We start from the raw sequence: 22,933 nt of genomic DNA, 5'->3' as shown, positions 1-22,933 counted from the left end.
GCGTTGCGTGATCCCTTATTCATCTCTATTTCTGCACCACAATATTTTCCTGTGAGGGATCGACATGCTGCATTTGCAGCTTTTCTGTGGCGATCCGTTCAACCCGGCTATGGTCGCCGAGCGCGTTCTCTTCAAGGATCAGGTTGCGCCATTCGATATCCAGCGCGTCGCGCTCAATAACCAGTTGTTCACGCTGTGCGGTTAATAAACGCGTGTGATGTGCGGTGGTGACCACCGTCACTGCCGTCATGATGATGCAAATGAACAAGCAGAGTGGCAGTTTCCCAAATCGCAAAAGATCGTCGCCGATCACGCCAGGCAAAGCATGGCGCTCGTTGCTTCCTAACGATCCCTTCACTTTGCTCAGGGTCTCTGTCACTCTGCCGATCATGCGTTCGTCCTCTCTGCAATACGCAGAACTGAACTACGGGCACGTGGGTTTTCAGCCACTTCTTCTTCACCCGGCATCAACTTTCCTAAGGCTCGCAGTTGACGGCCACCCAGTTTCCTGAGTTGCTCTTCGGTCATCGGCAACCCGGCAGGAACCTGCGGGCCGCGGCTTTGCTCACGCATAAAGCGTTTCACAATGCGGTCTTCCAGTGAATGGAAGCTGATAATCGAAAGCCGCCCTCCCGGGGCAAGCACGCCGAGCGAGTTTTTTAGCGCCAGCTCTATCTCTTCCAGTTCACTGTTCACCCAAATACGCACCGCCTGGAAGGTACGGGTCGCGGGATGTTTGAATTTGTCTTTCACCGGCGTTGCCGCCGCCACCACTTCCGCCAGCTCTTTGGTGCGGGTCATGGGATCGAGGCGGTTGCGCTCGACAATGGCGCGGGCAATACGTTTGGCAAAGCGCTCCTCGCCGAAGGTTTTTAAAACCCAGGCGATATCGGCTTCATCAGCGGTTTGTAACCATTCGGCAGCAGACTGACCGCGAGTGGGATCCATACGCATATCTAACGGGCCATCACGCATAAAGGAGAAGCCGCGTTCCGGATCGTCAAGCTGCGGTGAAGAGACGCCAAGATCGAGGAGAATGCCGTCGATCTTGCCAATAAGGTCGCGCTCGCTGACATAATCAGCAAGCGCGGAAAAAGGACCATGAATGATGGAGAAGCGGGGATCATCAATGGTTTGTGCTACAGCAATCGCCTGCGGATCGCGATCGATCGCCAGCAAGCGTCCTTCCGCTCCCAATTGGGAGAGGATCAAGCGCGAGTGGCCACCGCGACCAAAAGTGCCATCGATGTAAATGCCATCCGGACGAATATTCAGGCCGTTAACGGCCTCATCCAGCAGCACCGTCGTGTGTTTAAAATTTTCCATCATCATTACAGAGACAAATCCTGCAACCGATCCGAAAGTGCTTCGGAACCCGATTGCTCAGCGTCGATATCTTCCTTGACCTGTTGATACCAGGTCGTTTCGTCCCACAGCTCAAATTTATTGAACTGCCCGACCAGCATCACTTCTTTCGTTAATCCGGCGTGTTGCCGTAAAACGGGTGCAATCAAAATGCGCCCGGCGCTGTCCATCTGGCACTCGCTGGCATGCCCCAGCAACAAACGTTGTACGCGCCGTTCGAGCGGATTCATGCTCGACAGACGCGACAGTTTTTGCTCGATAATTTCCCATTCGGGCAAAGGGTAAAGCAGCAGGCATGAGTGACGGATGTCAATGGTGCAAACCATTTGACCGGAGGCATTCTCCTGCAGCAAATCCCGATATCGGGTGGGAACGGATAACCGCCCTTTGCTGTCGAGATTGACTAACGTCGCTCCACGGAACATTTCCGATTCACCCCCAGGTGACCCTTTTACACCACTTTATCCCACAAATCCCCACTGAAGGAGTTTACGGAGCGGAGGAAAAGCTTGTCAAGCCAGCGCAATGGCTAACCAGAACAAAAGATCCCTTATTCGCAGTGAATATCTGCGTCGGTGAAATAGTGCTCAGCTTACGAGGCAAATTAACGTCATGAATATTTGCAAGAAAAAAAACAGAATATGCGCACGCGCGTTTAAAACCATTCAATTTCTGCGCGCGAAATATAAAGTGTCAGTTTGCGACGCGGGCGGCATTTTAAGACATATTGAAGAGAGTTAACAGCACCAGTTACATCAACGCGCACATAGCGCGGCGGCACTTCCGCAGTGATAAAATTTCAACGCGATAAATGAACGTTAATTCAATGCATGTGGTCTTTTTTAGATGTAACAATTCAATACAAAAATCGGGATAAGTTACTTCTCAATTACTCTTTAAAAATGTTTTTTAAGAAATGGGCAAAATAAATTAACAGCAGCCATTGGGAAATTAAGGATTTATCTTAGGAGAGTCTCAACAATAATTTGATTAAAGGTAAGCGGTGAATAGTAAAAAGGCAGCGCTCGCTGCCTTTCACCCGAAACTATACCCGGCTAAGTATGCCGCGACGATAGAGATTACGGCGAATGCGGCTAAGCCCCGCTTTCGGTTTGCGTGGCTCATCAAGGCTTGCCAGCACAATCTCCAGCACGCGTTCGGCCACATCGCGATGACGCTGCGCCACCGCGAGCACCGGGCATTGCAGGAAATCCAGCAATTCATGATCGCCGAACGTGGCAATCGCCAAATCAGATGGCAGCTTGCCGTCGCGACGCAACGTCACATCCAGCACGCCCTGTAATAAGGCAAACGAGGTGATAAACATCGCTTGCGGCATCGGGTTGGTTTCCAGCCATTTTTCAAACAGCTGCGCAGCGGCTTCCCGCTCATAACTGTTGGCGTAGAGATACTGAACCTCACGCGGATCGTCTTTCCACGCGGTGCGAAAGCCTTGCTCACGCAGGAAACTCACCGACAGCTCCGGTAAAGCGCCAAGGTAAAGCACACGCTCCGCCGGGAATTTACGCAGCTCTTCCGCCAACATTTCCGAATCATCCTGATCGGCACCGACGACGCTGGTGAAGTGTTCTCGATCCAGCGCGCGGTCGAGTGCGACGATCGGGAAGGAATCATTCGCCCACCGTTGGTAGAACGGATGCTCCGGCGGCAACGAAGTAGACACGATGATCGCGTCCACTTGCCGTTGCAGCAAATGTTCAATGCAACGCATTTCGTTATCAGGCTGATCTTCAGAGCAGGCAATCAGAAGCTGATAGCCGCGCTGACGCGCCTGGCGCTCCAGATAGTTGGCAATACGCGTGTAGCTTGTGTTTTCAAGATCGGGAATAACCAACCCAATCGAGCGAGTTCGTCCTGCTCGCAGCCCAGCCGCCACCGCGTTCGGGTGGTAGTTATGCTCACGAACAACCGCCATCACTTTCTCGACGGTTTTGTCGCTGACACGATACTGCTTCGCCTTACCATTTATGACGTAGCTGGCCGTGGTTCGTGAGACGCCGGCTAGCCGGGCGATTTCATCCAGTTTCACAATTGCCCCTTAAAATAATGCACTCCATAACCTTTTTAGGGATATAGGCTAATTTCCATAACATCTAAGCGCAGAATACTCACTGCGGCAACCGCTTTCGTATCGGGTTCCGTATGATTTCGCAAAAAAAAGCCCGGCGTAAGAGGCCGGGCGGATAAATGGAGAGAACGATCACGATCAACGCATGATTTTGTCGCCGCGAGATAACCCCACCACGCCAGACCGCGCGACTTCAACGATTTTTGCGACATCGCGGATCGTCGCCAGAAACGCATCCAGTTTGTCGCTGGTTCCGGCAAGCTGAACCGTATAAATAGACGGGGTGACGTCAATGATTTGTCCACGGAAAATTTCCGCGTTGCGTTTCACCTCTTCACGCCCGTAGCCGCTGGCCTGGATCTTCACCAGCATAATTTCGCGCTCAACATACGCGCCTTGTCCCAATTCATTAACGCGCAAAACATCGACCAGTTTGTGCAGTTGCTTTTCGATCTGCTCAAGCACTTTCTGATCGCCAACGGTCTGGATCGTCATTCTTGATAACGTGGGATCATCGGTTGGCGCAACCGTCAGGCTTTCAATGTTGTAACCACGCTGAGAGAACAGACCAATCACGCGCGATAAAGCGCCCGATTCATTTTCCAGTAATACAGACAATATCCGGCGCATAATCAGGTTCTCTCCGTTTTGCTTAACCACATCTCATCCATACCACCACCGCGGATCTGCATCGGATAAACGTGTTCACTACCGTCAACGGTAACGTCAACAAACACCAAGCGATTGTTCTTCACCTGCTCCAGTGCTTCAGCGAGCTTCGCTTCCAGCTCATCCGGGCGCGTAATGCGGATCCCAACATGCCCATAAGCTTCTGCCAGACGGGCGAAATCAGGCAGCGATTCCATATACGATTGCGAATGGCGACCAGAATAAATCATGTCCTGCCACTGCTTCACCATGCCCAGGTAACGGTTGTTCAGATTCAGCACCAGCACCGGCAATTCATACTGTAATGCGGTAGAAAGCTCCTGAATGTTCATCTGGATACTGCCGTCGCCGGTCACGCAAATCACCGTCTCATCCGGCAACGCCATCTTCACGCCGAGCGCAGCAGGCAAACCGAATCCCATCGTGCCGAGCCCTCCGGAGTTGATCCAGCGGCGCGGCTTATCAAAACGGTAGTAGAGCGCAGCGAACATCTGGTGCTGGCCAACATCTGATGTCACATAAGCCTCGCCTTTCGTCAGGCGCCAGGCCGCTTCAATCACCGCCTGCGGTTTAATGCTCTCACTTTGGGTATCGTATTTCAGGCACTGCCGCGCGCGCCATTGATCGATACGCAGCCACCAGTCGCGAATCTCATCTAACGGCTGCGGATACGCTTCCTGCTCCAGCAATTCCAGCATCTGTTCCAGCACCAGCCGCGCATCGCCCACAATTGGAATATCTGCCTGCACGGTTTTGGAAATGGACGTGGGATCAATATCGATATGCAGCACTGTCGCATCCGGGCAATATTTTGCAAGATTGTTGGTGGTGCGATCGTCAAAACGCACGCCAACGGCAAAGATGACGTCTGAATGGTGCATCGTCATATTGGCTTCGTAAGTCCCGTGCATACCCAGCATGCCGAGCGCCTGACGGTGGGAAGCAGGAAATGCGCCCAGCCCCATCAATGAAGAGACCACCGGTAAATTCAGTTTTTCAGCAAGCTGGCGTAGCTGTGCTTCGCAGGCAGAATTGATCGCGCCACCGCCCACATAGACCACCGGCTTTTTCGCCGCCGCCAGCGTTTGTAATGCGCGCTTAATCTGCCCCTTATGTCCCTGAGTTGTCGGATTATAGGAACGCATGCTGACGGATTCCGGCCAGACGTAAGGCAGCTTATTGGCCGGGTTCATAATATCTTTCGGCAAATCCACCACTACCGGTCCAGGACGACCGCTGGCGGCAAGCCAGAACGCTTTCTTTAATACACCGGGAATATCTTCCGTTTGCTTGACTAAAAAACTGTGCTTAACCACCGGGCGGGAGATCCCCACCATGTCGCACTCCTGGAAGGCATCATAGCCAATCAGCGACGTTGCAACCTGACCGGAGAGCACCACCAGCGGAATAGAATCCATATATGCCGTGGCGATGCCGGTGATGGCGTTGGTCGCGCCGGGGCCCGAAGTTACCAGCACCACGCCCACTTCACCCGTCGCGCGTGCCAGACCATCGGCCATATGTACTGCCGCCTGTTCGTGGCGAACCAGCACGTGTTCAATACCGCCGACGGTATGCAGGGCATCGTAGATATCAAGAACCGCGCCTCCGGGATAGCCGAATACTTTCTTTACGCCTTGATCGATAAGCGATCGGACGACCATCTCGGCTCCAGACAACATCTCCATGCTTTGCCTCCAGGCTTACGTTTGTCGACTGACGGCGAAAATCATTTCCGCGCTGTCGCTCTGTTCAGAACAGGAAATCCCTGCACTCTGATTATGAATGGCAGTTACCATAACCGCTCAAAATCTGGCAGGCAATTAGCAAGCCCTGGCGGCGAACCCTGTGCAAAAGTGAAAAAACGACGTCAAAAACTGAGAATTGGTGGAAACATCTGTGATAAGCAAAGACGATGACCATTCATCATCCGAATACGAAGTTGTCCAGTAATTGATCCATTTTTGCAACATCGTCTGTCATTGCGACAGACGTAAATCAGGACAAAATACTGCCAGAAAAAAAGAGAGCAGAATAACCAGGCATTTTCACCGCTGGATGATTCTGCCCTATGGTTAATGGCTACATACCGACACCAGAAGCTCTTCCATCCATTGATGGCCCTTATCTCTGCCCGCGGCTTCGTGCCAGGAGAGATAACATGTACGACTTTTGAGATCTAACGGTAGCGGCAGCATCTCTAAATCCAGCCCTTCTGCAAACGTCTTCACTAACCAGCGCGGTGCAATCGCCACCAGATGTGTTTGCGAGACCACGCTTAATACGCTGGTTAGCGCCATTCCCTGGTAAGCGATACAACTGCGTTTATCTACGCTGTCATACCATGGCTGGCTAAATGACGCGTACCGGTCCAGCGAAACCACCGCATGCTGTTCTCTAAAGACGGCGTTTTCTGTAGTGAACGTATTAAGGCGGGGATGCTGATGGCTGACGACCAGCACCATTTCATCATTAAATAGCGGGATACATGTAAATTCTGGTCGGCGAAACTCTTCATAGCCAATCACAAACTCAATTTCCTGATAACGCAACTGATGCTCGGTGCTGTGATTAAGATCGGATTTAAACACCAAATTAATACCGGGGGCGATTTTCTCCACGCTGTTGTAAATTGCTGACGTTAAAAGATTATCCAGCGGGCTACAAACACAAAGATTAAATACGCGTTCACTACTAAGCGGATCGAATCCGGAACCGGGCAGTTCATTTTGCACCAGTTGCAGCGCCTGGCGGATAGAACCAAAAAGTTGATATGAACGTGCGGTTGGCTGGATCCCACGACCATAGCGAACAAAAAGTTCGTCATTAAACATGACCTTAAGACGCGCAACAGCATTACTCACTGCGGGCTGAGACATTCCCAGAGCATGTGCCGCGCGGGTGATATTTTGCTCCTGCATTACTGCATCAAAAACAGTCAGTAAATTGAGATCGACAGAACGTAACTGCGGTTTCCCCTCTTCATTAATGTGCTGATTATAAACGTCTTCACCAGGTATTTTGCAATCCGTCGTCATCATGAGCTCCCTCGACCTGCGTAATAATAATATTCAGGAAGATGATTTATCACGCATATAGCATTATTAGAAGTACGGTTTGACAAATTAGGAATATATAAAGCTCCTGTTTTATTTTCATGGCGAATGAAATTTACTATTTCATCTTAAACCAATGGAACTCTTCATATATTTTTACGCTGGCAAACATTCTGTAATCTCAATAAAAATATATCTCTATCGCTGTTTTCCTTAACAACTCAATCGACGATTCACTTCGCTTTTACGCAAGACGTTAAATAATGCATTACACCTGATACAAACGGCCATTCGTAAGCAGGAAAAACGCATTTCCGTTACACAGGCAGAATTATTAACTAAAGCTCAACAAAATAATCAGCGCTCTTCAGACGCGCTTTTCAGGCGAGGGGTTGACATTAACTTACGTATCCAGTACCACTAAAAGCATATCGCATTCACCTGGAGCATGATTCATGATTCGCAACGTCGGTTTCGCTGGTCTACTACTACTAAACGCATCTCTCGTGCGCGGTAGACCGGTGGGCGACATTCTGAGTTGAATCGTCCTTCCGGTTAAGACTAAGAACCCGCGCCTTGGCGCGGGTTTTTTTATGCTCGTAGCGAGGCGACCTAAGAGACAAAGGACCTAAACCATGAGCCAGCAAGTCGTTATTTTCGATACCACATTACGTGATGGTGAACAGGCGTTACAGGCGAGCCTGAGCGTAAAAGAGAAGCTGCAAATCGCCCTGGCGCTGGAGCGTATGGGCGTCGATGTGATGGAAGTGGGTTTTCCGGTCTCTTCCCCGGGCGATTTTGAATCCGTACAAACCATTGCGCGCCAGGTAAAAAACAGCCGCGTTTGCGCCCTCGCCCGCTGCGTCGAAAAAGATATTGATGTTGCAGCAGAGTCGTTAAAAGTTGCCGAAGCGTTCCGTATCCACACCTTCATCGCCACCTCGCCGATGCATATCGCTACCAAGTTACGCAGCACGCTGGATGAAGTGATTGAACGCGCCATTTACATGGTTAAACGCGCCCGCAACTATACCGACGATGTGGAATTTTCCTGTGAAGATGCTGGCCGCACCCCGATTGCCGATCTGGCGCGCGTCGTCGAAGCCGCTATCAATGCCGGTGCGAAAACCATCAACATCCCGGACACCGTCGGCTACACCATGCCGTTCGAGTTCGCCAATATCATCTCCGGGCTGTACGAACGCGTACCGAACATCGATAAAGCCATTATCTCTGTTCATACCCATGACGACTTAGGCTTAGCCGTGGGCAACGCCATCGCCGCAGTACACGCCGGTGCGCGCCAGGTAGAAGGCGCAATGAACGGTATCGGCGAACGTGCCGGTAACTGCTCGCTGGAAGAGGTGATCATGGCGATCAAAGTGCGCAAAGACATCATGAACGTGCACACCCAAATCAATCACCATGAAATCTGGCGCACCAGTCAGACCGTCAGCCAGATTTGCAATATGCCGATTCCGGCGAACAAAGCGATTGTTGGCACCGGTGCATTCGCCCACTCCTCCGGTATTCACCAGGATGGCGTACTGAAAAACCGCGAAAACTACGAAATCATGACCCCGGAATCCATCGGCCTGAACCAGGTTCAGTTGAACCTGACCTCCCGCTCCGGTCGCGCGGCAGTGAAACACCGCATGGAAGAGATGGGCTATAAAGAAGCCGACTACAACCTGGATAACCTGTACGACGCCTTCCTGAAGCTGGCGGATAAAAAAGGCCAGGTCTTTGATTACGATCTGGAAGCGCTGGCATTCATCAATAAACAGCAGGAAGAGCCAGAGCACTTCCGCCTGGATTACTTCAGTGTGCAGTCCGGCTCCAACGATATTGCCACCGCATCCGTGAAGCTGGCGTGTGGCGAAGAGATCAAAGCCGAAGCCGCCAACGGCAACGGCCCGGTCGATGCGGTCTACCAGGCCATTAACCGCGTGACGGCCTATGACATCGAACTGGTGAAATACGATTTGAGCGCCAAAGGCCAGGGCAAAGACGCACTGGGTCAGGTTGATATCGTGGTCAACTACAACGGTCGCCGCTTCCACGGCGTCGGTCTGGCGACCGATATTGTGGAGTCTTCCGCCAAAGCCATGGTGCATGTGCTGAACAATATCTGGCGCGCCGCTGAAGTCGAAAAAGAGTTGCAACGCCAGGCTCAGAACAAAGAAAACAACAAGGAAACCGTGTGATGTCGAAGAATTACCATATTGCTGTGTTGCCGGGCGACGGTATCGGTCCGGAAGTGATGGCACAAGCGCTGAAAGTACTGGAAGCCGTGCGTAACCGTTTTGGTATGCGTATTTCCACCAGCCATTATGATGTCGGCGGCATTGCCATCGATCGTCATGGTAACCCGCTGCCACAGGCCACGGTTGAAGGCTGCGAACAAGCCGATGCGATTCTGTTCGGCTCTGTCGGCGGCCCAAAATGGGAAAACCTGCCTCCGGCACAGCAACCGGAACGCGGCGCGCTGCTGCCGCTGCGTAAACACTTCAAATTATTCAGCAATTTGCGCCCGGCAAAACTGTATCAGGGGCTGGAAGCATTTTGTCCGCTGCGCGAAGACATCGCCGCCAACGGCTTCGACATTCTGTGCGTGCGTGAACTGACCGGCGGCATCTACTTCGGTCAACCGAAAGGTCGCGAAGGCAGCGGTCAGCATGAAAAAGCGTTTGATACCGAGATCTATCACCGTTTTGAAATCGAGCGCATTGCGCGTATCGCCTTTGAATCAGCGCGTAAACGCCGCAAAAAAGTGCACTCGATTGATAAAGCCAACGTGCTGCAAACCTCGCTGCTGTGGCGCGAAATCGTCAATGAAATCGCGGGGGAATACCCGGACGTTGAACTGGCGCATATGTACATCGACAACGCCACCATGCAGCTGATTAAAGATCCGTCCCAGTTTGACGTGCTGCTGTGCTCCAACCTGTTCGGCGACATTCTTTCCGACGAGTGCGCCATGATCACCGGTTCGATGGGCATGCTGCCTTCCGCCAGCCTGAATGAACAAGGTTTTGGTCTGTATGAACCAGCAGGTGGCTCCGCGCCGGATATCGCCGGGAAAAATATCGCCAACCCGATTGCGCAGATCCTGTCGCTGGCGCTGCTGCTGCGTTACAGCCTGAATGCAGGCGACGCGGCTGACGCCATCGAAGGTGCTATCAATCGTGCATTAGAAGAAGGCGTGCGCACCGGCGACTTAGCCCGTGGCGCTGCAGCTGTCAGTACCGATGAGATGGGCGACATCATCGCTCGTTATGTCGCAGAAGGGGTGTAATCATGGCTAAGAGTTTGTACGAAAAGTTGTTTGACGCCCACGTGGTCTATGAAGCGCCGAACGAAACCCCACTGTTGTATATCGATCGCCACCTGGTGCATGAAGTGACATCACCGCAGGCGTTCGATGGGCTACGCGCGCACCACCGTCCGGTGCGCCAGCCGGGTAAAACCTTCGCGACGATGGATCACAACGTCTCGACGCAAACTAAAGATATCAATGCATCCGGCGAGATGGCGCGCATTCAGATGCAGGAGTTGATCAAAAACTGCAACGAATTCGGCGTTGAGCTGTATGACCTGAACCACCCATATCAGGGCATTGTTCACGTGATGGGGCCGGAACAGGGCATCACCTTGCCCGGCATGACCATCGTTTGTGGCGATTCCCACACCGCCACCCACGGCGCATTTGGCGCGCTGGCTTTCGGTATCGGTACATCGGAAGTGGAACACGTTCTGGCGACGCAAACCCTGAAGCAGGGTCGCGCCAAAACCATGAAAATTGAAGTTAAAGGCACGGCCGCACCAGGGATCACCGCGAAAGATATCGTGCTGGCGATCATTGGTAAAACCGGCAGCGCCGGCGGCACCGGGCACGTGGTTGAGTTCTGCGGTGACGCCATCCGTGCGCTGAGCATGGAAGGCCGGATGACGCTGTGCAATATGGCCATTGAGATGGGCGCAAAAGCCGGTCTGGTCGCCCCGGATGAAACCACCTTTAATTACGTGCAGGGCCGTTTGCATGCGCCGAAGGGTAAAGACTTCGATGATGCGGTGGCTTACTGGAAAACACTGCATACCGACGAAGGTGCGGTTTTCGACACCGTCGTCACTTTACAAGCAGAAGAGATCGCCCCGCAGGTGACTTGGGGCACCAACCCGGGTCAGGTTATTTCAGTGACCGATATCATTCCCGATCCGGCCTCGTTTGCCGATCCGGTTGAGCGCGCGTCCGCAGAAAAAGCGCTGGCCTATATGGGGCTGAAACCTGGTGTGCCGTTAACGGAAGTGGCTATCGATAAAGTCTTTATCGGCTCCTGCACCAACTCGCGCATTGAAGATCTGCGTGCAGCGGCGGAAATCGCCAAAGGGCGCAAAGTCGCGCCGGGCGTACAGGCGCTGGTTGTGCCCGGCTCCGGTCCGGTGAAAGCGCAGGCGGAAGCCGAAGGTCTGGACAAGATTTTTATTGAAGCCGGTTTTGAGTGGCGCTTGCCGGGCTGCTCCATGTGCCTGGCCATGAATAACGATCGCCTGAATCCGGGTGAACGTTGCGCATCAACCAGTAACCGTAACTTTGAAGGCCGCCAGGGCCGCGGCGGGCGCACGCATCTGGTCAGCCCGGCGATGGCTGCTGCTGCCGCCGTGACCGGTCATTTCGCTGATATTCGCAGCTTGTAAGGAGAACAACCATGGCAGAGAAATTTACCCAACATACCGGCCTGGTGGTTCCGCTGGATGCCGCGAATGTGGATACCGACGCTATTATCCCGAAGCAGTTTTTGCAGAAGGTTACGCGCACCGGTTTTGGCGCCCATCTGTTTAACGACTGGCGTTTTCTGGATGACAAAGGCCAACAGCCGAACCCGGAGTTCGTGCTGAACTTCCCGCAATACAAAGGCGCGTCGATATTGCTGGCGCGGGAAAATTTCGGCTGCGGTTCATCACGTGAACACGCGCCGTGGGCGTTAACCGATTACGGTTTCAAGGTGGTGATTGCGCCGAGTTTCGCCGACATTTTCTACGGCAACAGCTTTAACAACCAACTGCTGCCGGTAACGTTGAGCGATCAAGAAGTGGATGAGCTCTTTACGCTGGTGCAGAGCAATCCGGGCATTACCTTTGAGGTGGATCTGCAAGCGCAAGTGGTGAAAGCGGGCGGGAAGTCTTACAGCTTCTCGATTGACGCCTTCCGCCGCCACTGCATGCTGAACGGTCTGGACAGCATTGGTCTGACGTTACAACACGACGATGCCATAGCCGCTTACGAAAACAAACAGCCCGCTTTTATGCGCTAACCAATAACAGGCCCGGTTTCCGGGCCTTTTTTCGCTTAAACATCTTTAACGCGGCTGGTCAGCCACAGCGTCACCACTGAAATCACCGCAATGCCGATATAAACCGCGCCGTGACCATAGCTTTGCGCCAGCGCCCCCTGGATCACCCCGGCCAGGATCACGCCGGTCGAAATACTGTTGGTAAACAGCGTTGTCGCCGAACCAGCCCGCCCTGGCATCAGATCCTGAAACCACAACATGCCAATCCCGGCAATAATGCCGATAAACACCGCATTAAACAGTTGCAGGGAAAGTAACGCCGTCTGGCTGTGGAAAAAAATCAAGCCGATGTAGAACAACACGCCCGCAGCAACGGCGGTGACCATCATGCGCCGTTTGCCAATGCGTTTAACAAAAAATCCTGCCAGGATCATCGCCGGGATCTCCAGCCCTGCCGCCGTACCCATTAAAATCCCGGCCAGTTTGTCCGGCAGCCCTAATTCCAGGCTAATCCACAGCGGCATATCAATGATGTACATGGTGTTGCAGGTCCACATCAACGTCGAGGCAATAAACAGCATGCGTACATTTTTATCGCTCCAGCCGCTGACCTGCGTCACCGCCACGTCGGCAGGCTGTTCAACGCGCGCCACCGAAGGCAGCCAGAACGCCACCAGCACCAGGCTGATAACGAAAATCCCGGCGGCAATGGAAAACATGGCGGTAAAGCCATAATTAAGCGCCAGCATAAACGCCAGCGGCGGGCCAATCACCCACGCCAGCGAGAGCTGCGCGCGCATGACAGAACTGAACATCACCACTTCACGTGCGGAACTGTCCGCATACTCGCGCGCCAGCGCGAAAAGCTGCGGCATGGCGGTATTTGCCAGCGACGCCAGCAGCACACCGCAGGTGATAAGCGTCAGATAGTGGCGGTTAAAGGCGAATAACAGCGCATTACCCACCGCCATCAGACAACAAAAGAGGATCAACTTGCGCCTGTCGCCCTGATTGTCGGATCGTTTTGCCAGCCCAAGGCTGACAGCGATCCCGGCAATGGCGTTGACGGTATAAAACAGCCCGACCCAGAACGGCTCAGCACCCACTTCCCGGCTCAGAAACAGGCTGAGCGTCGGTGCCTGCAGCGCTCCGGCGACTCCCATCATAAAGGCGACGATCATAAAAGCGACGTAAACGCCATTCAGGCGGCGTCCCATCGTCATTAACCAGAGCATGAATATTTCCTTGTTAAAACGGGAAAAAGTGAAAGCGTAAAAGACGGCTGCCAGCATAAACGAAAAAAGCCAGCAAAAAACGTTTTGCTGGCGGGTGCATTCGCACTGAATACTCAGTCACACATGATGTCGGCGATTCAGTCCTTCGAGACCGGCGTTGTCACTTCCCACTGCATCAGCTCTTCCAGCATTTTCAGGCGCTGCCGTGCGCTCAGGCGGGCGAGCCAGCCCGCATCCTGCGTGGCGTGAAAATAGTCCAGATAAAACCGTCGTATGGATGATCTCTTCATATGACCTCCTCGCTTTCATCGCAGAGAAGTATTGGCTTAATATAGGGATAAATAAATTGCTGAGTTTTCATCAGGAGTTCCCCTTTTATGTCGTCCGGCCGCCTGCAACAACAGTTCATCCGTCTGTGGCAATGCTGCGATGGGAAGTCACAAGAAACCACGCTCAACGAGCTGGCGGAGCTGCTTAGCTGTTCGCGCCGCCACATGCGTACCCTGCTTAACACCATGCAGGCGCGCGGCTGGCTGACATGGGATGCGGAAGCCGGCCGCGGCAAACGTTCGCGGCTCACCTTCCTGTATACCGGCCTTGCGCTCCAGCAACAGCGCGCCGAAGACCTGCTGGAGCAGGATCGCATCGATCAACTGGTGCAACTGGTCGGCGATAAAAAGGCCGTGCGCCAGATGCTGGTTTCGCATCTCGGCCGCAGTTTTCGCCAGGGGCGACATATCCTGCGGGTGCTTTACTACCGCCCGTTGCGCAACCTGCTGCCAGGTAGCGCATTGCGTCGTTCCGAAACACATATAGCACGGCAAATCTTCAGTGCGCTGACGCGTATAAATGAGGAAAACGGGGAACTGGAAGCGGATATCGCTCACCACTGGAAGCTGATTTCCCCTTTGCACTGGCGATTTTATTTACGCCCCGGCATTCATTTTCATCATGGCCGCGAGCTGGAAATGAGCGATGTGATTGCATCGCTGGAACGCGCCACTGCCCTGCCGCTCTACTCGCATATCCGCGAAGTGATCTCGCCGACACCCTGGACGCTGGATATTCATCTCAGCCAGCCGGATAACTGGCTGCCGTGGTTGATGGGTCATGTGCCCGCCATGATTTTGCCGCGTGAATGGAACACGATGAGCAATTTCGCCAGCCAGCCGATTGGCACCGGCCCTTACGCCGTGACGCGCAATACCACTAACCAGCTAAAAATCCACGCCTTTGATGACTACTTCGGCTTCCGTGCCTTGATCGATGAAGTCAACGTCTGGGTGTTACCGGATCTGAGCGATGAACCGACCAGCGGCCTGACGCTTGAGGGGCCAACCGATGGCGAAAAAGCGGTGGAAAGCCGCCTCGAAGAGGGCTGTTATTACCTGCTGTTTGATGCGCGTTCCAGCCGCGGCGCGAATCCGGCGGTCAGAGAGTGGGTCAGCCATGTGCTCTCGCCCACCAATCTGCTGTGGCACGCCAATGAGCAGTATCAGCGTTACTGGTTTCCGGCTTACGGTTTACTGCCGCGCTGGCACCATGCGCGCCCCGGCGGCGGTGAGAAACCGGCCGGTCTGGAAACGCTCACCATTACCTTCTATCGCGAACACAATGAACACGAGGCGCTTTCACGCACCATGAGTACGCTGCTGGCCGAACACGGCGTGAAGCTCATCGTACAGGAGGTGGATTACGACGAATGGCACCGGGGCGAAGCCGAGAGCGATATCTGGCTCAATAGCGCCAATTTCACGCTGCCGCTGGATTTCTCGGTGTTCGCTAACCTCTACGAAGTGCCGCTGCTACAGCACTGTATTCCGCTCGACTGGCAGGCAGATGCCGCAAAATGGCGCAACGGGGAGATGAATCTTGCCGTCTGGTCGCAGCAGTTGCTCGCCAGTAAAGCCATCGTACCGCTGATCCACCACTGGCTGAGGATTCAGGGACAGCGCACCATGCGCGGGCTGCGCATGAACACGTTGGGCTGGTTCGACTTTAAATCCGCCTGGTTTGCGCCACCGGATCCATAAGGCTTTCGCATTTTTTACCAAATCATTACAATAGCGGCGTTCTCAACGGGGTGCTGCGCCATGCGCGTGTGCTGAGAAAATACCCGTCGAACCTGATCCGGATAACGCCGGCGAAGGGATTTGAGGCTGACTCTCAAAATCCTTTGCCACCCATTTTGAGGTGCAAAGTGTTAAAAAAATCACTGCCGTTCCTGCTGCTGATCGCAGCGCCTGTTTTTGCAAAACCCGTTCTGACCGTTTACACCTACGACTCCTTCTCTGCCGACTGGGGGCCAGGACCTGCGGTAAAAAAAGCCTTTGAAAGCGACTGCAACTGCGAGCTGAAATTCGTGGCGCTGGAAGATGGCGTTTCGCTGCTTAACCGCCTGCGCATGGAAGGCAAAAACAGCAAAGCCGACGTGGTGCTGGGGCTGGATAACAACCTGCTTGAAGCCGCGACACAAACCAAACTGTTCGCCAAAAGCGGCGTCGCTACCGATGCGGTTAACGTGCCAGGCGGCTGGAAGAACGATACTTTTGTACCGTTCGACTACGGCTGGTTCGCGTTTGTCTACGATAAAAACAAACTGAAAAACCCGCCAAAAAGCCTGAAAGAGCTGGTCGAAAGCGATCAGAAATGGCGCGTTATTTACGAAGATCCGCGCACCAGCACGCCAGGCCTCGGCCTGTTGCTGTGGATGCAGAAAGTCTATGGCGACAACGCGCCGCAAGCGTGGCAGAAACTGGCGGCCAAAACGGTCACCGTCACCAAAGGCTGGAGCGAAGCTTACGGCTTGTTCCTGAAAGGGGAAAGCGACCTGGTACTGAGCTACACCACCTCTCCGGCTTACCACATTATTGAAGAGAAGAAAGATAACTACGCGGCGGCGAATTTCAGCGAAGGTCACTATTTGCAGGTTGAAGTTGCCGCCCGTACCGCAGCCAGTAAACAGCCGGAACTGGCGGAAAAATTCCTCAAGTTTATGGTTTCGCCCGCGTTCCAGAACACTATCCCGAGCGGTAACTGGATGTACCCGGTCACCAATGTCGCTTTACCGGCAGGCTTCGACCAACTGGTGAAACCGCAAACCTCGCTGGAATACTCTTCGCAGGAGGTCGCGACCCAGCGCGCAACATGGATTAATGCATGGCAACGCGCCGTCAGCCGCTAATTGCTGGCTGGCTGCTGCCCGGCCTCACCGCCGCCACGTTGATGGTGGTGGTGGCGCTGGCAGCGTTTCTTGCGCTCTGGCAAAACGCCCCGTTCAGCGGGCTGGCTGATTTTTTACAAGACAGTTACCTGTGGCATGTGGTGCGTTTCTCCTTCTGGCAGGCATTTCTCTCCGCGCTGCTCTCTGTCGTACCGGCGATTTTCCTTGCCCGCGCGCTCTACCGGCGGCGTTTCCCTGGCCGTCTCGCCTTGCTGCGACTGTGCGCCATGACGCTGATCCTGCCGGTGCTGGTCGCCGTGTTCGGCATTCTCAGTGTGTATGGCCGCCAGGGCTGGTTGGCAACGCTCTGGCACGCGCTTGGCGTGGAGTGGACATTCTCGCCGTATGGCTTGCAGGGCATTTTGCTGGCGCACGTCTTTTTTAATTTGCCGATGGCCTCGCGCCTGCTGCTACAAACGCTGGATCAGATCCCCGGCGAGCAGCGCCAGCTTGCAGCACAACTGGGTATGCGCGGCTGGGCATTCTTCCGTTTTGTCGAATGGCCGTGGTTACGCCGCCAGATCCCGCCAGTCGCCGCGCTGATTTTTATGCTCTGTTTCGCCAGTTTCGCCACCGTGCTGTCGCTGGGCGGCGGGCCGCAGGCCACCACCATTGAACTGGCAATCTACCAGGCGCTCAGCTTCGATTTTGATCCTGCCCGCGCGGCAATGCTGGCGCTGATCCAGATGATCTGCTGCCTCGGTCTGGTGCTGCTCAGCCAGCGCATGAGTAAAGCGATCGCCGTGGGCAGCCATCAGATTACTGGCTGGCGCAACCCGGAAGATCGGCTGTTCAGCAAGGTCGCGGATATCATATTGATTGTGCTGGCTTTGTTATTACTGCTGCCGCCGCTGCTGGCAGTGATTATTGATGGCCTCAATCTGAGCCTGGTGAAAGTGCTGGCGGAGCCAGTCTTGTGGCAAGCGGTGTGGACGTCACTGCGCATCGCACTAGGCGCAGGGCTATTGTGCGTTGTGCTGACCATGATGCTGTTGTGGAGCAGCCGGGAGTTACGCGCGCGCCAGCAAAACATGGCCGGGCAAGCGCTGGAAATCAGCGGCATGTTGATCCTCGCCATGCCAGGGATCGTGCTGGCGACCGGCTTCTTTCTGCTGCTCAATAACAGCGTTGGCCTGCCCACTTCCGCCGATGGCATCGTCATTTTTACCAATGCGCTGATGGCCATTCCTTATGCACTGAAAGTGCTGGAAAACCCGATGCGCGACCTGACTTCCCGCTACAGCATGCTGTGCCAGTCACTGGGAATGCAGGGTTTTCAGCGCCAGCGCGTGGTTGAACTACGCGCGCTGAAACGCCCGCTGGCCCAGGCGCTGGCGTTTGCCTGTGTGCTGTCGATTGGCGATTTCGGCGTGGTCGCGTTATTTGGTAATGACGACTTTCGCACGTTGCCGTTTTATCTCTATCAGCAGATTGGGTCGTACCGCAGCCAGGACGGCGCGGTGACCGCGCTCATCTTGCTGCTGCTGTGCTTTTTCTTATTCACCATGATTGAAAAACTTCCGGGACGCCATGCTAAGACTGACTGATGTCACCTGGCTTTATCACCATCTGCCAATGCGCTTTTCCCTCTCTGTTACCCAGGGCGAGCAGATTGCCGTTCTCGGCCCAAGCGGCGCTGGGAAAAGCACGCTGCTGAACCTGGTAGCCGGCTTTCTCACTCCCGCCAGCGGCACGATAACCATCGCGGGCGAGGATCACACGCACACGACGCCCTCGCAGCGCCCGGTATCGATGCTGTTTCAGGAAAATAACCTCTTTACTCATCTCACGGTGCGGCAAAACATCGGGCTGGGGTTAAACCCGGGTCTGAAGTTAAATAGCGACCAGCAGCATAAACTGGAGCAGATCGCCGAAACGATGGGGCTGGAATCACTGCTGGCGCGCCTGCCGGAGCAGCTTTCCGGCGGTCAGCGTCAACGCGTGGCACTGGCGCGCTGCCTGGTGCGTGAACAGCCGGTGTTATTGCTTGATGAACCCTTTTCCGCACTCGACCCGGCGCTGCGCCAGGAGATGCTCGCGCTGGTGCAGGATGTGTGCCGACGCCAGCAGTTAACGCTGCTGATGGTGTCGCACAGTGTGGAGGATGCGGCGCGGATTGCCGAACGTTCGCTGGTGATTGCCGACGGGCGCATTGCCTGGGATGGCAACACGGACGCGTTGCTCAGCGGCAAATCGTCCGCGTCTGGTTTGCTGGGAATTCGCGGTCAGTGACCGCGAACAACGTTGCCTAAAATATTGAGGTAAATCGGCATCAGCGGATGTTGCGCCAGCGCGACCGCCGCAGCGACAGCAACAGCCAGCGTGCCCGGTGCCAGCCAAAGCAGGCGGCGACGTGGCAGGTAGTTTGTCAAACGATCAACGCCAGCTTTGCCCGCACGCCACAGCCGCCAGCATAGCCAGCAGGCCAGCCACAGTAGCAGCGCTGTCAGCAACAACAGCCATTTAAAGTTGCCGCTTTGCATATCGGCAGGGATATCAATTGCCGCACCGGCCAGAATACCGGGCAGGAAGTAGAACGGCGGCCACAGCAGGCAGCCAACAATATTCGGCGGCAAAAACTTGCGGATGGGCAGATCCAACATGCCGGCAACCATTGGGATCAGTGGGCGCGTCGGCCCGACAAAACGGCCAACCAGAATGGTAAATACGCTGTGCTGATGCAGCGCGTGTTCGGTTTTATCGAGCAGCGCTTTGTTCTTTTTCATAAACGACCAGCGGTGCAGCGGCCCTTTAAAACGCCAGCCCAGCCAGAAGGAGATCCAGTCGCCGAGCAGGCAGCCAACAATCCCCGCCAGCCACGCATGCCAGAAGTTCACTTCACCGCTGCCGATCAGCGCGCCAAGCGCCGCCATCATTACCGTGCCGGGTAAAATCAGCCCGACTAACGCCAGCGACTCAAAAAACGCCACCAGCATAATCGCCGCCAGCGAATACATGGCGGATTGGGTAACAAAGTGTTCCAGCAACGCTTCCATAAGGTGTCCTGTTCAGAATGAACGCTGGATTCTCCGGAGGTCATCCGCGAGCGTCAAGCTTTCAATTATCTGAAAATTTTACCGGTTATGTCACATTGCAGAACCTTTCATTGCCATTCTTTACTTTTTATTCACATCCCGCGCGGAATTCACTGGGGCTGGCACCGGTACATTTTTTAAAAACCCGCGAGAAATAGAGCTGATCGTCAAAACCAACATTGCGCCCTACGCTGGCAATCGGCATTCGCGTGGTGCTAAGCAGTAATTTTGCCTGGCTGATGCGCTGATCTTCGCGCCAGCTCAGCACACTCACGCCCAGTTGCTGACGAAAAAGGTGGGACAGGCGCGAAGGCGACAAGCAGACGTGCTGGGCAACGCTTGCGATATCAAAATGGTTATCCGCCAGATGATCGCTAATGTACTGGCAAGCGTCGCGCACGCGGTTATCCAGCGGCGGGTGCAGCGATTCGTTAATTGCTTCCATGCGCCGCAGTAGCAACTGCTCCAGCAGATTTATCGCCAGATGTTCCGCATAGCGCCCAACGCTTTGCCCGGCATCGATAATTTGCGCGAAAAGCTCGCGAAAACGCTCCATATGGGCATCATCAGGGCGGTAAAAACCGGTTTGCGCGAACAGGGTCGGCCAGTTCAACCACTCGTGCCAGTAGGCGCGTGGACGGAAGTAAACCCACTGGTGATACCACTCGGTGGCGTCAGGATGACGTCCGTAGTGGTGAATTTCTCCCGGCGGAAAAAGCAGGATATCGCCAGGCCGGCAAACAAACTGCTTACCGTGGTTCATCACTACACCCTCGCCGCGCACGGTGAGATTCAGGATATAGCCCTTCATGCCCAGCGGTCTGTCGATAAAAAAATCGAGATAACCGTCGGCTTCAATGGGGGTCAGCCCCGCCACCAGGTGCGCATTAAACGAGTACCCTGGCAGCAGTGGATCGTTCTGTGATTCAGCCATAAACACAATACTCCCGTACCTGGTAAAGAAACCAATTGTCCATATTGAGAATCCCGTCATTCCTCAGCCGCCCGCAGGCAAGGGGCATAAACACGCCAATTGTCTAATCCCGCCAGACAAAAGCGATTACGCCTTTTTAACGCCGTTGAACAGGGCAAAAAGGGATAACGGAAGTGTCTATAAAGGCGGCAGAAATGTCCACATCGAATTTTTGCACGGCGTCACACTTTGCGATCCCATAGCATTTTAATCCATAAGATTAGCGGATCCTGCCTGACGGTTTTTGCCGCCGCTCACTATCGTTTTTCTAACGGTTATTCTTCATGGAGCAAGATACATGGCAATCACAATTGGCCTCGATTTCGGCAGCGATTCAGTACGTGCGCTGGCGGTAGACTGCACATCCGGGGCGGAGATCGCCACCAGCGTCGAGTGGTATCCACGCTGGCAGGAGGGACGTTATTGCGATGCGCCGCATAACCAATTTCGCCACCACCCGCGCGATTACATCGAGTCGATGGAAGCGGCGCTGAAAAATGTGCTGGCAGAACTGAGCGACGCACAACGCGCCGAGATCAAAGGCATTGGCGTCGATAGTACCGGTTCAACACCCGCGCCGATTGATGCCGAAGGCCGCGTGCTGGCGCTGCGCCCGGAGTTTGCCGACAACCCGAACGCGATGTTTGTGTTGTGGAAAGACCACACCGCCGTCGAAGAGGCGGAAGCCATTACCCGCTTGTGCCACACCCCCGGCAAAACTGACTACTCACGCTACATCGGCGGCATTTACTCCAGCGAATGGTTCTGGGCAAAAATCCTGCACGTTACCCGCGCGGATAGCGCCGTCGCGCAGGCTGCCGCCTCCTGGATCGAATTGTGTGACTGGATCCCCGCCCTGCTCTCCGGCACCACACGCCCGGAAGCCATTCGTCGCGGTCGTTGCAGCGCCGGGCATAAATCCCTGTGGCATGAAAGCTGGGGTGGCCTGCCGCCCGCCGCGTTCTTTGATGAACTCGATCCCATCATCAATAAACACCTCAACTGGCCGCTGTTTACCGACACCTATACCGCAGATTTACCCGTCGGCACATTGACTGCCGAATGGGCGCAGCGCCTTGGTTTGCCTGAATCCGTAGTGATTTCCGGCGGTGCCTTCGACTGCCATATGGGCGCAGTCGGCGCGGGCGCACAACCGAATACGCTGGTGAAAGTCATCGGTACGTCTACCTGCGACATTCTGATTGCCGACAAACAGAGCGTTGGTGAACGCGCGGTAAAAGGCATTTGTGGCCAGGTCGATGGCAGCGTAGTGCCGGACTTTATCGGCCTCGAAGCCGGGCAATCCGCTTTTGGTGATATCTACGCCTGGTTTGGCCGCGTGCTTGGCTGGCCGCTGGAACAGCTGGCGCAGCAGCATCCGGAACTGAAAGCGCAGATCAAAGCCAGCCAGAAACAACTCTTACCTGCCCTGACCGATGCGTGGGTAAAAAATCCGTCCCTCGAACATCTGCCAGTGATCCTCGACTGGTTTAACGGTCGCCGTACGCCAAACGCCAACCAGCGTTTGAAAGGGGTCATTACTGATTTGAATCTCGCCACCGACGCTCCGGCGCTGTTCGGCGGGTTGATTGCAGCCACCGCGTTCGGCGCGCGCGCCATTATGGAGTGCTTCACCGAACAAGGTATTGCCGTCGACAACGTAATGGCGCTCGGCGGTATCGCACGTAAAAACCTTGGCGTAATGCAGGCCTGCTGCGATGTGCTGAACCGCCCATTACAGGTGGTTGAATCTGAACAGTGCTGCGCGCTGGGTGCGGCGATTTTTGCCGCCGTCGCAGCGCAAGTGCATGCCGATATCCGGGCGGCGCAGCTGAAAATGGCCAGCGCCATCGAAAAAACCCTGCAACCAACCGCGCAGGCGCAACAGTTTGAACGCCTCTATCGCCGCTATCAGCAGTGGGCGAAGAGCGCCGAGCAACACTATCTCCCTTCAGCCGCGACAGTCTCGCAGGCCGCGTTAACTCATTAAGGAC

At 54.6% G+C, this 22,933-nt stretch carries 21 protein-coding genes and 1 riboswitch; of the genes, 10 read left to right on the top strand and 11 right to left on the bottom strand.

What is annotated here, in order from left to right:
- Positions 1 to 25: 25 nt before the first annotated feature.
- The 7 genes from ftsL to leuO form a co-directional block, all read right to left on the bottom strand.
- Positions 26 to 391, bottom strand: a complete 366-nt coding sequence (gene ftsL / locus ACFX4U_RS15105; RefSeq protein ID WP_017457921.1) for a cell division protein FtsL — start codon at positions 389 to 391, stop codon at positions 26 to 28.
- A complete protein-coding gene (gene rsmH / locus ACFX4U_RS15100) occupies positions 388 to 1,329 on the bottom strand; it encodes a 16S rRNA (cytosine(1402)-N(4))-methyltransferase RsmH (RefSeq protein WP_044489787.1) in 942 nt (313 codons plus the stop codon). The genes ftsL and rsmH overlap by 4 nt, the downstream gene beginning before the upstream one ends.
- Positions 1,330 to 1,331: 2 nt before the next feature.
- Positions 1,332 to 1,790, bottom strand: coding sequence for a division/cell wall cluster transcriptional repressor MraZ (mraZ, locus tag ACFX4U_RS15095; RefSeq protein ID WP_017457919.1), 459 nt, complete (start codon positions 1,788 to 1,790; stop codon positions 1,332 to 1,334).
- Positions 1,791 to 2,410: 620 nt separating this feature from the next.
- A complete protein-coding gene (gene cra / locus ACFX4U_RS15090; protein WP_017457918.1) occupies positions 2,411 to 3,415 on the bottom strand; it encodes a catabolite repressor/activator in 1,005 nt (334 codons plus the stop codon).
- Positions 3,416 to 3,592: 177 nt separating this feature from the next.
- Positions 3,593 to 4,084 carry an acetolactate synthase small subunit gene (gene ilvN, locus ACFX4U_RS15085; RefSeq protein WP_007373137.1) on the bottom strand — a complete coding sequence of 164 codons (492 nt, stop codon included), beginning with the start codon at positions 4,082 to 4,084 and terminating at the stop codon, positions 3,593 to 3,595.
- 2 nt (positions 4,085 to 4,086) lie between these two features.
- Positions 4,087 to 5,811: an acetolactate synthase 3 large subunit gene (ilvI, locus tag ACFX4U_RS15080; protein WP_065369306.1), complete on the bottom strand. Its 1,725-nt coding sequence runs from the start codon at positions 5,809 to 5,811 to the stop codon at positions 4,087 to 4,089.
- A 387-nt stretch (positions 5,812 to 6,198) separates the two neighbouring features.
- Positions 6,199 to 7,161, bottom strand: a complete 963-nt coding sequence (leuO, locus tag ACFX4U_RS15075) for a transcriptional regulator LeuO (protein ID WP_305737650.1) — start codon at positions 7,159 to 7,161, stop codon at positions 6,199 to 6,201.
- Positions 7,162 to 7,634: 473 nt separating this feature from the next.
- Here leuO and leuL point away from each other — a divergent pair, with 473 nt between their 5' ends.
- From leuL to leuD, 5 genes are all read left to right on the top strand, one after another.
- Positions 7,635 to 7,721 carry a leu operon leader peptide gene (leuL, locus tag ACFX4U_RS15070; protein ID WP_110093646.1) on the top strand — a complete coding sequence of 29 codons (87 nt, stop codon included), beginning with the start codon at positions 7,635 to 7,637 and terminating at the stop codon, positions 7,719 to 7,721.
- A 93-nt stretch (positions 7,722 to 7,814) separates the two neighbouring features.
- Positions 7,815 to 9,386: a 2-isopropylmalate synthase gene (gene leuA, locus ACFX4U_RS15065; protein ID WP_017457915.1), complete on the top strand. Its 1,572-nt coding sequence runs from the start codon at positions 7,815 to 7,817 to the stop codon at positions 9,384 to 9,386.
- Positions 9,386 to 10,477 carry a 3-isopropylmalate dehydrogenase gene (leuB, locus tag ACFX4U_RS15060; protein WP_020456534.1) on the top strand — a complete coding sequence of 364 codons (1,092 nt, stop codon included), beginning with the start codon at positions 9,386 to 9,388 and terminating at the stop codon, positions 10,475 to 10,477. The genes leuA and leuB overlap by 1 nt, the downstream gene beginning before the upstream one ends.
- A gap of 2 nt (positions 10,478 to 10,479) precedes the next feature.
- Entirely contained in the window at positions 10,480 to 11,877 is a 1,398-nt protein-coding gene (gene leuC / locus ACFX4U_RS15055) for a 3-isopropylmalate dehydratase large subunit (protein WP_175273465.1), read from the top strand.
- Between the two features lie 11 nt (positions 11,878 to 11,888).
- Positions 11,889 to 12,494: a 3-isopropylmalate dehydratase small subunit gene (gene leuD / locus ACFX4U_RS15050; protein WP_200552668.1), complete on the top strand. Its 606-nt coding sequence runs from the start codon at positions 11,889 to 11,891 to the stop codon at positions 12,492 to 12,494.
- A gap of 35 nt (positions 12,495 to 12,529) precedes the next feature.
- Here the strand turns inward: leuD and ACFX4U_RS15045 are convergent, their stop codons facing one another.
- Positions 12,530 to 13,708, bottom strand: a complete 1,179-nt coding sequence (locus tag ACFX4U_RS15045; protein WP_313509778.1) for a sugar efflux transporter — start codon at positions 13,706 to 13,708, stop codon at positions 12,530 to 12,532.
- A 137-nt stretch (positions 13,709 to 13,845) separates the two neighbouring features.
- Positions 13,846 to 13,998 carry a glucose uptake inhibitor SgrT gene (sgrT, locus tag ACFX4U_RS15040; RefSeq protein ID WP_313509776.1) on the bottom strand — a complete coding sequence of 51 codons (153 nt, stop codon included), beginning with the start codon at positions 13,996 to 13,998 and terminating at the stop codon, positions 13,846 to 13,848.
- A gap of 87 nt (positions 13,999 to 14,085) precedes the next feature.
- On the opposite strand from sgrT, the gene sgrR reads away from it, so the two are divergent.
- The 4 genes from sgrR (at position 14,086) to thiQ (ending at position 19,163) form a co-directional block, all read left to right on the top strand.
- Complete coding sequence (sgrR, locus tag ACFX4U_RS15035) at positions 14,086 to 15,741, top strand: HTH-type transcriptional regulator SgrR (protein WP_313509774.1); 1,656 nt, start codon at positions 14,086 to 14,088, stop codon at positions 15,739 to 15,741.
- A gap of 36 nt (positions 15,742 to 15,777) precedes the next feature.
- A riboswitch (TPP riboswitch) is annotated at positions 15,778 to 15,878 on the top strand.
- A gap of 30 nt (positions 15,879 to 15,908) precedes the next feature.
- Complete coding sequence (gene thiB, locus ACFX4U_RS15030) at positions 15,909 to 16,892, top strand: thiamine ABC transporter substrate binding subunit (RefSeq protein WP_313509772.1); 984 nt, start codon at positions 15,909 to 15,911, stop codon at positions 16,890 to 16,892.
- Positions 16,868 to 18,478, top strand: a complete 1,611-nt coding sequence (gene thiP / locus ACFX4U_RS15025; RefSeq protein WP_313509769.1) for a thiamine/thiamine pyrophosphate ABC transporter permease ThiP — start codon at positions 16,868 to 16,870, stop codon at positions 18,476 to 18,478. Before thiB ends, thiP begins: the two co-directional genes overlap by 25 nt.
- Positions 18,462 to 19,163: a thiamine ABC transporter ATP-binding protein ThiQ gene (thiQ, locus tag ACFX4U_RS15020; RefSeq protein ID WP_313509767.1), complete on the top strand. Its 702-nt coding sequence runs from the start codon at positions 18,462 to 18,464 to the stop codon at positions 19,161 to 19,163. Before thiP ends, thiQ begins: the two co-directional genes overlap by 17 nt.
- On the opposite strand, the gene ACFX4U_RS15015 is transcribed toward thiQ, so the two are convergent.
- Positions 19,157 to 19,927, bottom strand: coding sequence for a DedA family protein (locus tag ACFX4U_RS15015; RefSeq protein ID WP_305737120.1), 771 nt, complete (start codon positions 19,925 to 19,927; stop codon positions 19,157 to 19,159). The genes thiQ and ACFX4U_RS15015 overlap by 7 nt on opposite strands.
- A 127-nt stretch (positions 19,928 to 20,054) precedes the next feature.
- Positions 20,055 to 20,900, bottom strand: a complete 846-nt coding sequence (gene araC / locus ACFX4U_RS15010; protein ID WP_017457904.1) for an arabinose operon transcriptional regulator AraC — start codon at positions 20,898 to 20,900, stop codon at positions 20,055 to 20,057.
- Between the two features lie 337 nt (positions 20,901 to 21,237).
- On the opposite strand from araC, the gene araB reads away from it, so the two are divergent.
- Entirely contained in the window at positions 21,238 to 22,929 is a 1,692-nt protein-coding gene (gene araB, locus ACFX4U_RS15005) for a ribulokinase (RefSeq protein ID WP_313509763.1), read from the top strand.
- Positions 22,930 to 22,933 lie beyond the last annotated feature (4 nt).

Origin of the sequence: Kosakonia sp. YIM B13588 (genome assembly GCF_042788165.1) — a bacterium.
Taxonomy (GTDB): domain Bacteria; phylum Pseudomonadota; class Gammaproteobacteria; order Enterobacterales; family Enterobacteriaceae; genus Kosakonia; species Kosakonia sacchari.
The sequence above is the reverse complement of the archived record's forward strand: the minus strand, read 5'-3'. Positions and strand labels throughout refer to the sequence as shown.

Coding starts and splice junctions, on each gene's coding strand:
- ftsL (WP_017457921.1), bottom strand. CDS start 391: ATGATCGGCAGAGTGACAGAGACCCTGAGCAAAGTGAAGGGATCGTTA.
- rsmH (WP_044489787.1), bottom strand. CDS start 1,329: ATGATGGAAAATTTTAAACACACGACGGTGCTGCTGGATGAGGCCGTT.
- mraZ (WP_017457919.1), bottom strand. CDS start 1,790: ATGTTCCGTGGAGCGACGTTAGTCAATCTCGACAGCAAAGGGCGGTTA.
- ilvN (WP_007373137.1), bottom strand. CDS start 4,084: ATGCGCCGGATATTGTCTGTATTACTGGAAAATGAATCGGGCGCTTTA.
- ilvI (WP_065369306.1), bottom strand. CDS start 5,811: ATGGAGATGTTGTCTGGAGCCGAGATGGTCGTCCGATCGCTTATCGAT.
- leuO (WP_305737650.1), bottom strand. CDS start 7,161: ATGACGACGGATTGCAAAATACCTGGTGAAGACGTTTATAATCAGCAC.
- leuL (WP_110093646.1), top strand. CDS start 7,635: ATGATTCGCAACGTCGGTTTCGCTGGTCTACTACTACTAAACGCATCT.
- leuA (WP_017457915.1), top strand. CDS start 7,815: ATGAGCCAGCAAGTCGTTATTTTCGATACCACATTACGTGATGGTGAA.
- leuB (WP_020456534.1), top strand. CDS start 9,386: ATGTCGAAGAATTACCATATTGCTGTGTTGCCGGGCGACGGTATCGGT.
- leuC (WP_175273465.1), top strand. CDS start 10,480: ATGGCTAAGAGTTTGTACGAAAAGTTGTTTGACGCCCACGTGGTCTAT.
- leuD (WP_200552668.1), top strand. CDS start 11,889: ATGGCAGAGAAATTTACCCAACATACCGGCCTGGTGGTTCCGCTGGAT.
- ACFX4U_RS15045 (WP_313509778.1), bottom strand. CDS start 13,708: ATGCTCTGGTTAATGACGATGGGACGCCGCCTGAATGGCGTTTACGTC.
- sgrT (WP_313509776.1), bottom strand. CDS start 13,998: ATGAAGAGATCATCCATACGACGGTTTTATCTGGACTATTTTCACGCC.
- sgrR (WP_313509774.1), top strand. CDS start 14,086: ATGTCGTCCGGCCGCCTGCAACAACAGTTCATCCGTCTGTGGCAATGC.
- thiP (WP_313509769.1), top strand. CDS start 16,868: ATGGCAACGCGCCGTCAGCCGCTAATTGCTGGCTGGCTGCTGCCCGGC.
- thiQ (WP_313509767.1), top strand. CDS start 18,462: ATGCTAAGACTGACTGATGTCACCTGGCTTTATCACCATCTGCCAATG.
- ACFX4U_RS15015 (WP_305737120.1), bottom strand. CDS start 19,927: ATGGAAGCGTTGCTGGAACACTTTGTTACCCAATCCGCCATGTATTCG.
- araC (WP_017457904.1), bottom strand. CDS start 20,900: ATGGCTGAATCACAGAACGATCCACTGCTGCCAGGGTACTCGTTTAAT.
- araB (WP_313509763.1), top strand. CDS start 21,238: ATGGCAATCACAATTGGCCTCGATTTCGGCAGCGATTCAGTACGTGCG.